Here is a 13,625-nt window from a genome sequence, read left to right on the forward strand (position 1 = left end):
GTCAGCCCCGCCGCAGCACGTTCGCCGTGCCGGTGTCGGTCACCTGGGGCGTCTCGCCGGTCCAGTAGATCTCGTTCGCGGTCCCGCTCACCCGCACGTCGCCGATGGTGTTCGCGTACACCACGGTCCCGGAGCCGCTGAGCTGGAGGGACGACACATCGTCGACGATGACGGCTCCCGCGTCGAGGTCGATGCGGATCTCGTCGCAGTCTCCCTCGATGCGGATGATCGTGCCGTCCTGCTGGAGCGGGGCCGTGGGACAGGGCATGGTCGTCGTCGCGGAGTCGAGCAGCCGCTGTCTGTGCGCGGCGTGCTCGGCATCCAGCCCGTCGATCGGAGCGGGATCGGGATCCGACCTGTCGTCGTCCTCCGCGGCATCGGGTGTCTTCGGGACAGGCGTCTTCGCGGGCGTCTCGGCGCCCGTCGTCGGGCCGGCATCCTCTGCGGTGGGGTCGACGATCCGCATTGTGCAGCCGCTGAGGAGCACGGCGACGACGATCGTCGCCGCCGCAGCGGCCGAGGACCGGGAAGCGCGCATGTCTCTCATCCTCTCGTGTCAGACCGTCGCCGGGATGAAGATCTCGACACGGCGGTTGAGCTGGCGTCCTGCGGGGTTGTCGGCGCCGTCGATCTCGTTCGCCGCCACCGGGCGAGTCTCTCCGTATCCTTCGGCGCTGAAGCTGCTGCGGACTCCGCGGTCCTGCAGACCCTTCACGACGGCGTCTGCCCGATCCTCCGACAGATCGAGGTTGTACGAGTCCGAGCCGACGGCATCCGTGTGCCCCGACACTGCGGCCTGAGCGACGTTGAGCGAGATAAGCACCTCCGCCACGGCATCCAGCGTCACGCCGGCATCGCCGCGGATGTCGCTGCGGTCGAAGTCGAACAGCACACCGTCCTGGAAGGTGAGGGTCGTTCCGCAGGATTCCAGCGGTGCCAGCGTGCCGAGCGGCGGGAACACCCCCAGGGTCGGGACGACGGGCAGCGGCTCGGCATCCACCCACTCGCCGTCGACCTGCGCTGTGCCGTCGCCGTAGTTCTGGATCGTGATCTCCGGGCTGCGGTAATTGCCGGATCCGTCTCCGAAGTTCTGGATGCTGACCTCGCCGTCTTCGTAGTTCCCTGACCCGTCTCCGAAGTTCTGGATCGTCAGCTCGCGGTCCGAGAAGTTGCCCGAGCCGTCGCCGAAGATCTGCACGGTCTTCGTCGCGTCCGTGTAGTTTCCCGACCCATCGCCGAAGTTCTGGATCGTCACGGTCCCGTCGCTGTAGTTGCCCGAGCCGTCGCCGAAGTTCTGGATCGTCACCCCGTTGATCGTGGAGTTGCCTGAGCCGTCGCCGAAGTTCTGCACGGTGCCGTCCGGACCGGTGAAGGAGCCGGATCCGTCGCCGTAGAGCAGGGCGGTGCCGTTGCCGGAGACGACGGTCCCTGCCGCATCGCAGTGCGCCGGCGTGGCCGTCACCCCGGGAATGTCCGCCAGCGCCTCGTTCACCTCGATCGCGAAGGCCGAGGCCGAGGAGTCGAGAAGCGAGAGGTCCGGGAGGACGAAGAGCGGGATGGGCGGGAACTGCCCCACGTCGTATCCGGGCACGGTGGCGACCGCGGCGGACGCCGTCGGGGCCGGCGCCGAGGCGGTCGGCTTCGCGGTCTTCTCCGTCTCGACCGCGGGTGCCGCCGCACAGCCGGTGAACAGGACGGATGCCACGAGTCCGAGCGCGATTCCGCGGCGGCGGCCGGTGAGCGAAGCGGTGCGTGGTGAGGTCATGACTCGAGCGTATCCAGCTGTTGTCGCGGCGTTGTCGCAGGGATGTCGCAGCTCTGCGACATCTCTGCTCATCGCTTCAGCCGCGATTCCAGGACGGACGCGGTGGCAGTGACGGCGTCCGCCAGCGCGCGCTCGTCCCGCTCTTCGTCCGCCCAGGTGACCGCGACGGCGGCCACCGGCCATCCGGCTTGGTCGCGCACGGCCACGCCCACCGACCGCAGTCCCGCGGCGACTTCGCTGTCTTCCGTGGCGTACCCGCGCGAGCGCACCTCGCGAAGCAGCTCGCGCAGCTCCGCGGGACGACGAGGTCCGAGGCCGGTGCGATCAGGGAACGCCGACGCGCTCGGATAGAGAGCGCGCACCTGCTCTCGCGGCAGTACGGCCAGCATCGCCCGACCGCTGGCCGTGAGATGCGCCGGAAGGCGGACGCCGACGTCGGTGACCAGAGCCGGCCGACGTGGCGCGCGCTCTTCGACGATGTACAGCACATCGCCTCCGCTCATCACCGCGAGGTGGGTGCTCTCGCCGAGTCGATCGGAGAGCGCGGCGATCAGGGGGCGACCGAGGCGGGCGAGCGGCTGCTGCCGGGTGTAGCCGCCGGCCAGCTCGAAGGCGGAGGTGCCGAGACCCCAGCGGTGCTCCTCGCGGAAGTGCAGCACGAACCCGTGCGTCGAGAGCGTCGTGAGCAGGTGATAGACGGTCGATCGGGGGAGGGACAGCTCACGGGCGATCGCGGACGCGGCGACCGGTGCCGGGCGCCCCGCCAGATAGCTCAGGATCCGCAGGGTGTTCTCCGCTGCCGGCACCTGGGGATCGCTGCGACCGGCGGGCTCGGCACTGTCTGGGATCACAGACAAAGCATGTCACGAACCGCTGTCGCCGTCGATGCTGCGGGTGTGGAATCAGAACATGAGTGATCTCGCCCCAGTTCTCGTCGGCGCCCGGCCGCTGGCCCCCGCCGACGTGGTCGCCGTCGCCCGTCACGGCGCCCCCGTCACCCTCGACACGGCGGCGCTCGAGCGCGTCGCCGAGACACGGCGGGTCATCGACGGACTCGCCGCCGATCCCGACCCGCACTACGGCGTCTCGACCGGTTTCGGCGCCCTGGCCACCACGTTCATCGCACCCGATCGGCGCCTGCAGCTGCAGGCCAGTCTCATCCGGTCGCACGCGGCCGGCACAGGCGCCGAGGTCGAGCGCGAGGTCACCAGGGGCCTCCAGCTGCTGCGCCTGCAGACGCTCGCTTCCGGGCGCACGGGGGTGCGACCCATCGTCGTCGAGACGTACGCGGGTCTGCTCAACGCGGGGATCACGCCGGTCGTGCGCGAGTACGGCTCGCTCGGATGCTCCGGTGACCTCGCGCCGCTTGCCCACATCGCTCTCGCAGCGATGGGAGAGGGAGACGTCCGCGACGCGGATGGAGCGCTCGTCCCGGCATCCGAGGCGCTGGCCGCCGCCGGCATCGAACCCCTCACGCTCGTGGAGAAGGAGGGGCTGGCGCTGATCAACGGCACCGACGGGATGCTGGGGATGCTGGTGCTGGCCCTGCATGACCTGGACACGCTGCTGCTCACCGCCGACATGGCCGCGGCGATGTCGGTGGAGTCGCAGCTGGGAACCGACGCGGTGTTCGCGGCCGACCTGATGGCCCTGCGCCCGCAGACGGGGCAGGCCCTGTCGGCCGCCCACCTGCGGTCGTTCCTCAGCGACTCGCCCATCGTGCACAGCCACAAGGGTCCGGAGGACGGACGCGTGCAGGACGCCTACTCGCTGCGCTGCTCGCCGCAGGTGCACGGCGCGGCGCGCGACACGATGGGCTACGCGTCGACCATCGCGGATCGTGAACTCGCCAGCGTGATCGACAACCCCGTCATCACCGTCGACGGCCGCATCGAGTCCAACGGCAACTTCCACGGCGCGCCGGTCGCCGCCGTGTTGGACTTCCTCGCCATCTCGGTCGCCGACGTCGCGTCGGTCTCCGAGCGGCGAACGGATCGGGCGCTCGACCCCGCGCGCAGCCACGGGCTGCCGCCCTTCCTCGCGGACGAGGTCGGGGTGGACTCCGGCCTCATGATCGCGCAGTACGCCGCGGCGGGCATCGTGTCCGAGCTCAAGCGCCTCGCGGTGCCGGCATCCGTCGACTCGATCCCGTCGTCCGCGATGCAGGAGGACCACGTCTCGATGGGGTGGGCGGCCGCCCGCAAGCTCCGCCGGGCGATCGACGGACTCGGGCGCGTGCTGGCGATCGAGATCCTCACCGGCGCTCGCGCTCTCGATCTGCGGGCCCCGCTGCAGGCAGGACCAGCGACCGGCGCCGTCCGCGACCTCGTCCGCACCGTGGCCGCGGGCCCCGGACCCGATCGCTTCCTCTCACCCGAGATGGAAGCCGTCACCGAACTCGTCCAGTCGGGCGCCGTCGCCCGCATCGCAAAGGAGCACTCCCATGGCTGACAACACCGCATCAGGCACGCGCGTCGTCCGCGCTGCACGGGGCAACCAGCGCACCGCCAAGAGCTGGGGCGCCGAAGCCGCCAAGCGCATGCTGATGAACAACCTGGATCCCGAGGTCGCCGAGCACCCCGAGGACCTGGTCGTCTACGGCGGCACGGGCAAGGCCGCGCGCAGCTGGGAAGCGTACGACGCGATCGTGCGCACGCTCGACGAGCTGGAGCCCGACGAGACGCTGCTCGTGCAGTCGGGCAAGCCCGTCGGGGTCTTCCGCACTCACGAATGGGCGCCGCGCGTGCTCATCGCGAACTCCAACCTGGTCGGCGACTGGGCGACCTGGCCGGAGTTCCGCAAGCTCGAAGAGCTCGGGCTCATCATGTACGGCCAGATGACCGCCGGCTCCTGGATCTATATCGGAACCCAGGGCATCCTGCAGGGCACCTACGAGACCTTCGCCGCGGTCGCCCGGTCGCTCGGACGCGACTCGCTGCGCGGCACGCTCACCCTCACCGGCGGTGCCGGCGGCATGGGCGGCGCGCAGCCCCTCGCCGTGACGTTGAACGACGGCGTCGTCCTGATCGTCGACGTCGACGAGTCGCGCCTGGCCCGCCGGGTGGAGCACGGTTACCTCGACGAGTACACGACCGACCTCGATGCCGCCGTGTCGCGGGTCGTCGCGGCCAAGGAAGCGGGGGAGCCGCTCTCGGTCGGCGTGGTCGGCAACGCGGCGGAGGTCTTCCCCGAGCTGCTGCGCCGCGAGGTTCCGATCGACATCGTGACCGATCAGACCAGCGCGCACGACCCGCTCGCCTACCTGCCGGTGGGCATCTCGGTCGCGGAGTGGAAGGCCGAGGCCGAGCGCGACGCGGAGGCGTTCACCCACCGCTCGCGCGAGTCGATGGCGCAGCACGTCGCCGCGATGGTCGCGTTCCAGGATGCCGGGGCCGCGGTGTTCGACTACGGCAACTCGATCCGAGCCGAAGCGCAGCTGGGCGGCTTCGACCGCGCATTCGAGTTCCCCGGCTTCGTGCCGGCGTACATCCGTCCGCAGTTCGAGGAGGGGCGCGGGCCCTTCCGCTGGGCGGCGCTCTCCGGAGACCCGGAGGACATCTACAAGACCGACCGGGCGATCGCCGAGCTCTTCCCCGAGGATGCTGCGCTGCACCGCTGGCTCGAGAAGGCGGGGGAGAAGGTGCACTTCGAGGGCCTGCCCGCGCGCATCTGCTGGCTCGGCTACAAGGAGCGCCACCTCGCCGGCCTCAAGTTCAACGAGATGGTGGCGTCCGGCGAGCTCTCGGCGCCGATCGTGATCGGCCGCGACCACCTCGACTCCGGTTCCGTCGCCTCGCCGTACCGCGAGACCGAGGCGATGAAGGACGGGTCCGACGCGATCGCCGACTGGCCGCTGCTGAACGCGCTGCTCAACACGGCATCCGGTGCCTCGTGGGTGTCGCTGCACCACGGCGGCGGCGTGGGCATCGGCCGATCGATCCACGCCGGTCAGGTCTCGGTCGCCGACGGATCGGCGCTCGCCGCGGAGAAGCTCGAACGGGTGCTGACCAACGACCCCGGCACCGGCGTGATGCGTCATGTGGATGCCGGATACGAGCACGCCCGCGATGTGGCCCGCGAGCGTGGCCTGAAGGTGCCGATGCTGTGAGCGCCACGCTGATCACGAACATCGGCGAACTGACCACGAACGTCGAGATCGACGGCGATCGTTGCGGGACCGTGCACGACGCGGCCGTGCTGATCGAGGGCGGACGCATCGCCTGGGTCGGTGCAGCGAGTGAAGCCCCGGACGCCGACGAGGTCGTCGACGCGGGTGGACGTGCGGTGATCCCGGGCTTCGTCGACAGCCACAGCCACCTCGTTTTCGGCGGTGACCGCGCCGCGGAGTTCGAGGCGCGGATGGCCGGGCAGAAGTATGCCGCGGGCGGCATCCGCTCCACGGTCGCCGCCACCCGCGCCGCGAGCGACGAAGAGCTGCGCGCCCGGCTGCACGGCTTCATCGACGAGATGCTCGCACAGGGCACCACGACCGTCGAGATCAAGAGCGGGTACGGCCTGAGCGTCGCGGACGAGGAGCGGCTCGTGCGCCTGGCCGCCGAGGTGACGCCCGAGGTGACGTTCCTCGGCGCACACGTCGTTCCCGCCGAATACGCCGACCACGCCGACGACTACGTCGATCTCGTGGTCGGCCCGATGCTCGACGCCTGCGCTCTGCATGCGAAGTGGATCGATGTGTTCTGCGAGACGGGTGCCTTCACGGTGCCGCAGTCGCGACGCGTGCTCGAAGCCGGCATCGCCCGGGGGCTCGCACCCCGCGTGCACGCGAGCCAGCTGAGCCCGGGGGAGGGCGTGCGCCTGGCGGTCGAGCTCGGAGCGGCATCCGTCGACCACGGCACCTACCTGACCGACGACGACGTCTCGGCGCTCGCCGCATCCGACACCGTGCTCACTTTGCTGCCCGGCGTCGAGTTCTCGACCCGCCAGCCCTATCCGGATGCGCGTCGCCTGATCGACGCGGGTGTGACCGTGGCGCTGGCCTGCGATACGAACCCGGGGTCGAGCTTCACCTCGTCGATGCCGTTCTGCATCGCGATCGCCGTGCGCGACATGGGGATGACGCCGGCGGAGGCCGTCTGGGCGTCGACAGCCGGTGGAGCACGCGCGCTGCGTCGAGACGACGTCGGCGTGATCGCACCGGGTGCTCGCGCCGATCTCGTGCTGCTCGACGCTCCCACCCGCATCCACCTGGCGTACCGGCCGGGAGTGCCGCTCGTCGAGCGCGTCTGGAAGGACGGTGTCGCGGTGTTCGGGGCTGCGCATGACGGAAGAGGAACGGAGGATCATGACTCTCTCACACGATGATCTGTGGCCGCGGGCGGGCTCCTGGCCCGCCTTCACCGCAGGAGACGACGCGGATGCCGTGCTGCTCGGCGTTCCCACCTGGCGCACGTCGCTGTCGCCGACCGGCGCGCACGCGACGCCCGCCGCGATCCGCGAGGCGCTCACCCGCTACAGCGCGACGCTCATGGGGCCGCCCGTGATCGATCTCGGCGAGGTGCTGCGCGTTCTCGATGCCGGCGACGTGGCCGAGCCCGACGGAGACTCCGGCATCGCCGCGACCGTCTCTCGGGTGCGCGAGGTCGCCGACGCCGCCCGCCTCGTGATCGCGCTGGGCGGCGACAACGCGCTGACCTATCCGGTCGCACGGGGCGCCGGCGCCACCGGCCTCATCACGATCGACGCCCACTTCGATCTGCGCGACGGGATCTCGAACGGGTCGCCTGTGCGGCGGCTCGTGGAGGATGCGCCCGCGGGCGAGCGCATCGACCCGACGCGGATCGTCCAGATCGGCATCGCCGACTTCGCGAACTCCGCGGCCTATGCCGCGCGCGCGGCTGAGTGGGGCATCCGCGTGATCACGCTCGATGAGGTTCGACGCCGAGGTATCGACGACGTCGTCGCCGAGGCCACACGCATCGCGGGGGCGGGCGCTGCCGCACGAATCCACCTCGATGTCGACGTCGACGCCGCCGATCGCGCTGCCGCGCCCGGATGCCCGGCGAGCGTCCCCGGCGGCTTCGCGGCCTGGGAGCTGCGCGCTCTCGTCCGCTCGATCGTCGCGGATCCGCGCGTCGTCAGCGCCGACATCGCCGAGGTCGACGCGACCGGCGACACCGACGACATGCGCACGGTCAGACTCGCGGCCCTCTGCGTGCTCGAGATGCTCGCGGCCCTCGCCACACGCTGACCGCGGCTGCTATCCACGCAGCTTCCACGACGCCTGGCGGCGTCGCGACTCCGTCACCATGAAGGTCAGGAGCGCGACCAGACCCACGAGGCAGAAGGTGCCCAGCGTGAGTCGGATGCTCGGTGCCCACCCCCACAGCTGCATCGACGGATCCATGAGCCCGAAGACGCCACTCAATATCAGCCATCCGGCTCCCGCGCCGAGCAGACCGGCGAGAGCCACGAGCAGCCACAGCATCCGGCGCGTCCATGATCGCGGGGCGAACTGGTCTGCGTAGTGTTCGGGCGAGCCGAAGGTCTCGAGCGGGTCCTCTCCGGATTCCGCGAGATGGCTCCTCACTTCCCGGACGATGAGATCCACCTCATCCCTCGGCACGTCGCGCAGTCCGAGCTCGTCCTCGAGAGCAGTGCCGTAGTCGTCGTCTCGTGTGCCGCTCATCATGACTCCTTCTTGTCGCCGAGGACTGCCGACGTCCGGGTGGTGAAATCCGCCCAGGCAGCCCGGTGCTCATCGAGCGCGTGTCGGCCCGCATCTGTCATCGAGTAGTACTTGCGCCCCGGGCCTCCGGCACCGTCCTGCCACGTCGAGGCGAGCGAGCCGTCCTGTTCGAGCCGCGCGAGCAGCGGGTAGAGCGTGCTCCCCTTGATGGTGCCGAATCCCGCCGCGGCGAGACGCTGCGCGATCAGATAGCCGTAAGCGTCCTCGTCACTCACGAGAGCGAGCACGGCGCCGGGAAGCGCGGCCCGTGCCCACTCGCTGGGCCAGTGCATCGAATCCATGACTAGATCATGACACGGACTAGTACGAATATCTACCTATCGCGGCGTGCTGCTGCGAGCGTCACACGCCCGGACGTGGTTCCAGCGCTGACGCCACGGACGACTGCCGCGGCGAGCAGCCCCGCGGCGGGGAGGAGGTTGAGGCTCAGGCCCGGTTGCAGAACGACCGCGACGATCAGCAGGACTGTCGCGCCGATCCCCAGGATCCACGAACGCGGCCGGGTCGGCTGGAGACTCACCATCCCGACCGCGAGACCGATCGCGCTGACGACGGCCGCAGGGCCGACCGCGCCCACCCAGTACTCGGTGCCCGTCAGTGGTGCGTACTGATCCTGCACCTGCGTCGACGACCCGTACCAGGTCAGCCCGAGAATCCACGCGGTGGACAGGGCTGCGAGAATCACGAGCGCCAGTCGTGCCGGTCGATCGTGGCGGACGAGCAGAGCGATGACGGAGCCGACGAGCACGACGGCGAGCAACCCGATGGCGAGGATGCCTGCGATGCTGAGGTACCCGATCTCGTCGCTGCATATCCAGGTGCCCGCTCCCTCAGAACCGGGGGGCCGCATCCCGCAGTTGTGGTGCAGTTCCTCCCGCACGAGCTCCAGGGCCGAGCTCGCGAGGACGAAGGCGATGACGCCGCTGACCAGCACGGACAGTGCTGCCAGGGCTCGGAGCCCGAAGCCCCCATCCGCCTGCCTGCGATGGGAGCTGGTGGATGCGTCGTCGGCTGCCATAGGTGAGGACCCTAGCAACTGCACCTGAGGCGGGTCTGGTGTACTACTCGCCCGGGAACCGCGGATCGCGGGAGTAGTCCCGTCTCCGGAGGTCGAGCGCTGCAGCGACCTGTTCGGGAGCGTCGTCGCCGATGAGCACGCGGAGGCGTCGATCATCAGAGGCGACGTGCTCGAGGATGGCGGCTGCGGCATCCGCCGGCGTCGTGCCGCCACCTGAGTCGCCCTGAGGCCACGGAATCTCAGCTGTGCCGAACAATTCGATCCGCTGCTCGTCGTAGACGTCGGACGGCGAGGTGAACCGCATACTCGGCCCCGCCCACGCGGTGTCGAGGGCGCCCGGCTCGATCAGGGACACGCGGATCCCGAACCGTTCAACCTCGGCAGCCATGGCCTCGCTGAAGCCTTCCAATCCCCACTTCGTGGAGTTGTAGAGCCCGAGCATCGGCATCGTGCCCACCGCTCCGACCGTCGAGATCTGCACGATATGCCCGCCTCCTTGGTCGCGCATGATCGGGATGACGGCCTGACTCAGCCAGAGCGGACCGAGCAGGTTCGTGTCCATGATCGCGCGGATGTCATCCTCTGATGCCTCCTCGACGGCGCCGATCAGTCCGTAGCCGGCGTTGTTCACGAGCACGTCGATACGCCCGAACCGTTCGCTGGCGCGACGGACCGTGTCGTGAGCGGCGGCGCGGTCGCGGACGTCGAGATTCATGACGGTCAGGCGCTCGTGCTCGGGCAGCTCCGTCTCGCCGCGGACCGTCGCCACGACGGTGTGCCCGGCATCGAGTGCGGCCTCGGCCAGTGCGCGTCCGAGCCCACGGCCGGCGCCGGTGATCATCCAGGTCTGGTGTGATGAGGTCATCAGGCGATCGTAGTTCTCGCGCGAGCCCGCACGTGAGCGCTCGGAGACCGGGACCTCAGACTCCGGGGATCAGGGCGTGGGCGATCGTGAAGATCGCGAGGCCGGCGAGGGCACCGACGAACGTGCCGTTCAGGCGGATGTACTGCAGGTCGCGGCCCACCATGAGCTCGATCTTCTCGGTGGTCTCGGCGGGGTCCCAGCGCTCGACCGTGTCGGTGATGATCGAGGCGATGTCGTGCCGGTAGCGGTCGACGAGGAAGACGGCGGCATCCGACACCCACGTGTCGACGCGGTGCTGCAGCGCGGCATCCGTCGTCAGTCGATCCCCGACCTCCTGCAGCGCGCGCACCGCACGTCGGCGCAGCCCGCTCTCCGGATCGGCGAGAGCCGTGAGCAATCCGTTCTTCGCGGTGTTCCAGGCTTCTGCGGCAAGGGCGCCGACCCGAGGACTGTCGAACAGCGACGCCTTCGCGTTCTCGAGCTTCGCGCGGGTGTCGGGATCGTTCTGCAGGTTGTCGGCGAGTCGGGAGAGGTATCCGTCGATCGCGATTCGCGCCGGATGCTGCGGGTCGGCCTGCACGGCGTGCACGAACTTGATGGCCTCGTTGTAGACCGTGTCGTCGACGAATCGGTGCGCGAGCTTGGGCACCCAGCCGGGCAGGCGGCGGGAGACGAGCCCCGAGAACGACTCGGCGTTGGCCTCGAGCCACCGTCCGATGTTGTCCACCGCGAGGTCGACGGCACCGTGATGCGCATCGGCCGCGACGATCTTCTCCAGCCAGACGCCCGCCGGAGGGCCCCACTCCGGCTCGACGAGGTGCTCGCGGGCGAGATCCGTGATGAGGTCGCGGACGTCGTCGTCGCTGAGCGCGTTGAGGACGGCCGTGGCGATCGTCGCGCCCTCGGCGCCGACGCGCTCGGCATGCGGCTCTTCCCGCAGCCACTCTCCGGCGCGCAGCGCGATCGCCGTGCTCGACAGCTTGGTCCGCACGACGCTGGCTTCGAGGAAGTTGGTCTCGACGAACTCGCCGAGCGTGCGGCCGATCTCGTCCTTGCGGCTCGGGATGATCGCGGTGTGCGGGATCGGCAGTCCGAGCGGACGCCGGAACAGGGCGGTGACCGCGAACCAGTCCGCCAGCGCTCCGACCATCCCGCCCTCGGCGGCGGCGCGGACGTACGCGAGCCACGGCTGCCGCTCCTGGAACATGAACGCGATGACGAACGCGATGGCCATGAAGACCAGGGCACCGAGCGCCACCGCCTTCATCCGGCGCAGCGCGCGCAGTCGGACCTGGTCGGAGGGAGACAGCATCGCCATCGGTGTTCGCGGCATGACGTCATCCTTTCACGCGGAGAGTACCCTCGAGACGTGATCGAAGACATCAAGAAGCGTGCTCTGCACCGCACCAGCATCCTCGAGGGGCAGATGCGCGGAGTCGCGCGGATGATCGAGAACGAGGAGTACTGCATGGACATCATCACTCAGTCCCGCGCGATCCAGCGCTCGCTCGAATCGCTGAACCGCCTCCTGCTCGAGAATCACCTGCGCACGCACGTCACGCACATGTTCGACGAGGGCGGCGAGGAGCGCGACAAGGCGGTCGCCGAGCTCCTCAAGGCCTTCGACTTCGACCGCAAGTAGACACGACGCAGCGCCCAGACGGAGTCGTCGGGGCGCTGCGGTGCGGCTCACCTGCCGCCGTCGAAGACCTCGTCCTCCATGGCGTCGTACCCCTCGGCCTGCGGGTCGCCGTGCGAGCCGCCGGAGAGCGCATACTCCTCCTCCGGCGAGAGCACGAGGCGGTGCCGGAAGAACAGTCCGAACCCGAGCAGGATCACGACGTAGACGATCGCGATCGCGATGATCGCCGGACCGAAGGTCGGATTGAGCAGGAACCCGACGAAGATGAGCGCGGCGATGACGAGCGCGACGGCCGCACCGGGAATGCCCCACGGGCTGCGGTACGGGCGGTCGACGTTCGGGTACTTCCTGCGCAGGATCATGAAGGACACGAGCTGGAGTCCGTAGGCGAGCACCGCGCCCCAGACCGCGATGTTCAGCACGATCGCACCGGCGACGGATCCCGCGCCCTCGGCGTCGACCGCGGCGAGCACGTCGAGGATGATGAGGGCGATGAAGCCGATGGCCGCTCCGACGACGAGCGCCACCCAGGGCGTCTGCCGCTTCCCCGTGAGGGAGAGGAACCGCGGGTAGTAGCCGGCGCGGGACAGGGAGTACATGTTGCGGCCGTAGGCGAACATGATGCCCTGCAGTGAGGCGAGCAGGCCGATCAGAGCGAACAGCGCGAGCACTGCGGCGAGCTGGTCGCCCACGATCGCGCGGAATCCGTCGAGCAGCGGTTCGCCGGCCGTGCCGGTCGCCTCGGCACCGATCACACCCGTGTTGAGGAACAGCACCAGGAGTCCCGTCACGATGAGCGTGCCGCGAGCCCAGAATCCGGCCTTCGGGATGTCGCGGGTCGGGTTGTGCGACTCTTCCGCGGCCAGCGGCAGCTCCTCGATGCCGAGGAAGAACCACATCGCGAAGGGGAGCGCGAACAGGATCGGCAGGACGCCGTGCGGGAGGAAGGTCGTCTGCCCCTCGTCGGGGACGATGTTCCACAGCGCGTCCCAGCTGAACGCGCCGGAGAACAGAGCCATCACGGAGAACACCAGGATGATGCCGATCGAGATGATCGAGACGACGATCGCGAAGCGGAAGGAGATCGCTGCTCCCGCGGAGTTCAGAGCGATGAAGACCACGTAAAGGATCAGGTACCAGAGCCACCCCGGCAGCTCGAGCCCCAGCAGTTCGCTCGTGATGCCGTTCGCATACGACGCCGAGAAGTAGACGATCACCGCCGTGGTCGCGACGTACTCGATCGTCTCCGCGGCGCCGGTCACCAGGCCGCCCCACGGGCCCATCGCGGATCGGGCGAAGGAGTAGGCCCCTCCGGTGTGCGGCATCATCGCGGCCATCTCGCCGATCGCGAAGATCATGCCGTAGTACATCAGGACGAGGATCGCGAAGGCGATCAGCATCCCGCCGAAGCCCGCGAAGTCGATGCCGAAGTTCCAGCCGGAGAAGTCGCCCGAGATCACGGCGGCGACCGCGAGGCCCCACAGACCCCAGACGCCGGCCGACCTCTTCAGGGTCCGTTTCTCGAAGTACTCGCTCCCGGCACGTGTATAGGTCGCCCCAGCGACCTTGCGGGACTCATTGCTCTGCTCAGACATCCGCTCTCCGTTCGCATGCACACAGGCGCCGCAT

At 69.5% G+C, this 13,625-nt stretch carries 14 protein-coding genes; 5 read left to right on the forward strand and 9 right to left on the reverse strand.

The features are described from left to right. Nucleotide 1 precedes the first annotated feature (1 nt). From ABS642_RS20900 to ABS642_RS20910, 3 genes are all read right to left on the reverse strand, one after another. Nucleotides 2–538 (reverse strand): hypothetical protein, encoded by a 537-nt coding sequence (locus tag ABS642_RS20900; protein ID WP_350351595.1) that lies wholly within the window; start codon nt 536–538, stop codon nt 2–4. 18 nt (nt 539–556) lie between these two features. Continuing rightward, nucleotides 557–1,765, reverse strand: a complete 1,209-nt coding sequence (locus ABS642_RS20905) for an OmpA family protein (RefSeq protein ID WP_350351596.1) — start codon at nt 1,763–1,765, stop codon at nt 557–559. 68 nt (nt 1,766–1,833) lie between these two features. Further along, the gene (locus tag ABS642_RS20910; RefSeq protein WP_350351597.1) at nt 1,834–2,616 is read right to left on the reverse strand and encodes an IclR family transcriptional regulator; all 783 of its coding nucleotides are present in this window, start codon (nt 2,614–2,616) and stop codon (nt 1,834–1,836) included. Nucleotides 2,617–2,674: 58 nt separating this feature from the next. Here ABS642_RS20910 and hutH point away from each other — a divergent pair, with 58 nt between their 5' ends. Genes hutH through ABS642_RS20930 form a run of 4 tightly spaced genes read left to right on the forward strand, consistent with a single transcriptional unit; the run spans nt 2,675 to nt 7,973 of the window. Then, the gene (gene hutH / locus ABS642_RS20915; RefSeq protein ID WP_282216467.1) at nt 2,675–4,216 is read left to right on the forward strand and encodes a histidine ammonia-lyase; all 1,542 of its coding nucleotides are present in this window, start codon (nt 2,675–2,677) and stop codon (nt 4,214–4,216) included. Further along, entirely contained in the window at nt 4,209–5,873 is a 1,665-nt protein-coding gene (gene hutU / locus ABS642_RS20920; protein ID WP_350351598.1) for a urocanate hydratase, read from the forward strand. The genes hutH and hutU overlap by 8 nt, the downstream gene beginning before the upstream one ends. Then, complete coding sequence (gene hutI, locus ABS642_RS20925; protein WP_350351599.1) at nt 5,870–7,087, forward strand: imidazolonepropionase; 1,218 nt, start codon at nt 5,870–5,872, stop codon at nt 7,085–7,087. Before hutU ends, hutI begins: the two co-directional genes overlap by 4 nt. Beyond that, complete coding sequence (locus ABS642_RS20930) at nt 7,068–7,973, forward strand: arginase family protein (protein WP_350351600.1); 906 nt, start codon at nt 7,068–7,070, stop codon at nt 7,971–7,973. Before hutI ends, ABS642_RS20930 begins: the two co-directional genes overlap by 20 nt. A 9-nt stretch (nt 7,974–7,982) precedes the next feature. On the opposite strand, the gene ABS642_RS20935 is transcribed toward ABS642_RS20930, so the two are convergent. From ABS642_RS20935 to ABS642_RS20955, 5 genes are read right to left on the reverse strand one after another with little or no spacing between them, the layout of a single operon-like run. Continuing rightward, nucleotides 7,983–8,411 carry a hypothetical protein gene (locus tag ABS642_RS20935; protein WP_350351601.1) on the reverse strand — a complete coding sequence of 143 codons (429 nt, stop codon included), beginning with the start codon at nt 8,409–8,411 and terminating at the stop codon, nt 7,983–7,985. Further along, nucleotides 8,411–8,752, reverse strand: a complete 342-nt coding sequence (locus tag ABS642_RS20940) for a PadR family transcriptional regulator (protein ID WP_350351602.1) — start codon at nt 8,750–8,752, stop codon at nt 8,411–8,413. Before ABS642_RS20940 ends, ABS642_RS20935 begins: the two co-directional genes overlap by 1 nt. A 32-nt stretch (nt 8,753–8,784) precedes the next feature. Then, a complete protein-coding gene (locus ABS642_RS20945; protein WP_350351603.1) occupies nt 8,785–9,489 on the reverse strand; it encodes a hypothetical protein in 705 nt (234 codons plus the stop codon). A gap of 43 nt (nt 9,490–9,532) precedes the next feature. Beyond that, nucleotides 9,533–10,354 (reverse strand): SDR family NAD(P)-dependent oxidoreductase, encoded by an 822-nt coding sequence (locus tag ABS642_RS20950; protein WP_350351604.1) that lies wholly within the window; start codon nt 10,352–10,354, stop codon nt 9,533–9,535. 55 nt (nt 10,355–10,409) lie between these two features. Then, entirely contained in the window at nt 10,410–11,687 is a 1,278-nt protein-coding gene (locus ABS642_RS20955; protein WP_350351605.1) for a DUF445 family protein, read from the reverse strand. A 36-nt stretch (nt 11,688–11,723) separates the two neighbouring features. On the opposite strand from ABS642_RS20955, the gene ABS642_RS20960 reads away from it, so the two are divergent. Continuing rightward, nucleotides 11,724–11,996 carry a metal-sensitive transcriptional regulator gene (locus ABS642_RS20960; RefSeq protein ID WP_056517673.1) on the forward strand — a complete coding sequence of 91 codons (273 nt, stop codon included), beginning with the start codon at nt 11,724–11,726 and terminating at the stop codon, nt 11,994–11,996. A 47-nt stretch (nt 11,997–12,043) separates the two neighbouring features. Here the strand turns inward: ABS642_RS20960 and ABS642_RS20965 are convergent, their stop codons facing one another. Beyond that, nucleotides 12,044–13,591, reverse strand: coding sequence for an amino acid permease (locus ABS642_RS20965; RefSeq protein ID WP_350351606.1), 1,548 nt, complete (start codon nt 13,589–13,591; stop codon nt 12,044–12,046). Between the last annotated feature and the right edge of the window lie 34 nt (nt 13,592–13,625).

The organism is Microbacterium sp. A8/3-1 (assembly GCF_040267695.1).
In the GTDB taxonomy this organism is placed as follows: Bacteria; Actinomycetota; Actinomycetes; order Actinomycetales; family Microbacteriaceae; genus Microbacterium; species Microbacterium luteolum.

Bases quoted from the DNA above. Each gene is read 5' to 3' on its own strand.
- ABS642_RS20900 (WP_350351595.1), bottom strand. From the start codon at position 538: ATGCGCGCTTCCCGGTCCTCGGCCGCTGCGGCGGCGACGATCGTCGTC.
- ABS642_RS20905 (WP_350351596.1), bottom strand. From the start codon at position 1,765: ATGACCTCACCACGCACCGCTTCGCTCACCGGCCGCCGCCGCGGAATC.
- hutH (WP_282216467.1), top strand. From the start codon at position 2,675: ATGAGTGATCTCGCCCCAGTTCTCGTCGGCGCCCGGCCGCTGGCCCCC.
- hutU (WP_350351598.1), top strand. From the start codon at position 4,209: ATGGCTGACAACACCGCATCAGGCACGCGCGTCGTCCGCGCTGCACGG.
- ABS642_RS20930 (WP_350351600.1), top strand. From the start codon at position 7,068: ATGACTCTCTCACACGATGATCTGTGGCCGCGGGCGGGCTCCTGGCCC.
- ABS642_RS20935 (WP_350351601.1), bottom strand. From the start codon at position 8,411: ATGAGCGGCACACGAGACGACGACTACGGCACTGCTCTCGAGGACGAG.
- ABS642_RS20940 (WP_350351602.1), bottom strand. From the start codon at position 8,752: ATGGATTCGATGCACTGGCCCAGCGAGTGGGCACGGGCCGCGCTTCCC.
- ABS642_RS20945 (WP_350351603.1), bottom strand. From the start codon at position 9,489: ATGGCAGCCGACGACGCATCCACCAGCTCCCATCGCAGGCAGGCGGAT.
- ABS642_RS20950 (WP_350351604.1), bottom strand. From the start codon at position 10,354: ATGACCTCATCACACCAGACCTGGATGATCACCGGCGCCGGCCGTGGG.
- ABS642_RS20955 (WP_350351605.1), bottom strand. From the start codon at position 11,687: ATGCCGCGAACACCGATGGCGATGCTGTCTCCCTCCGACCAGGTCCGA.
- ABS642_RS20965 (WP_350351606.1), bottom strand. From the start codon at position 13,591: ATGTCTGAGCAGAGCAATGAGTCCCGCAAGGTCGCTGGGGCGACCTAT.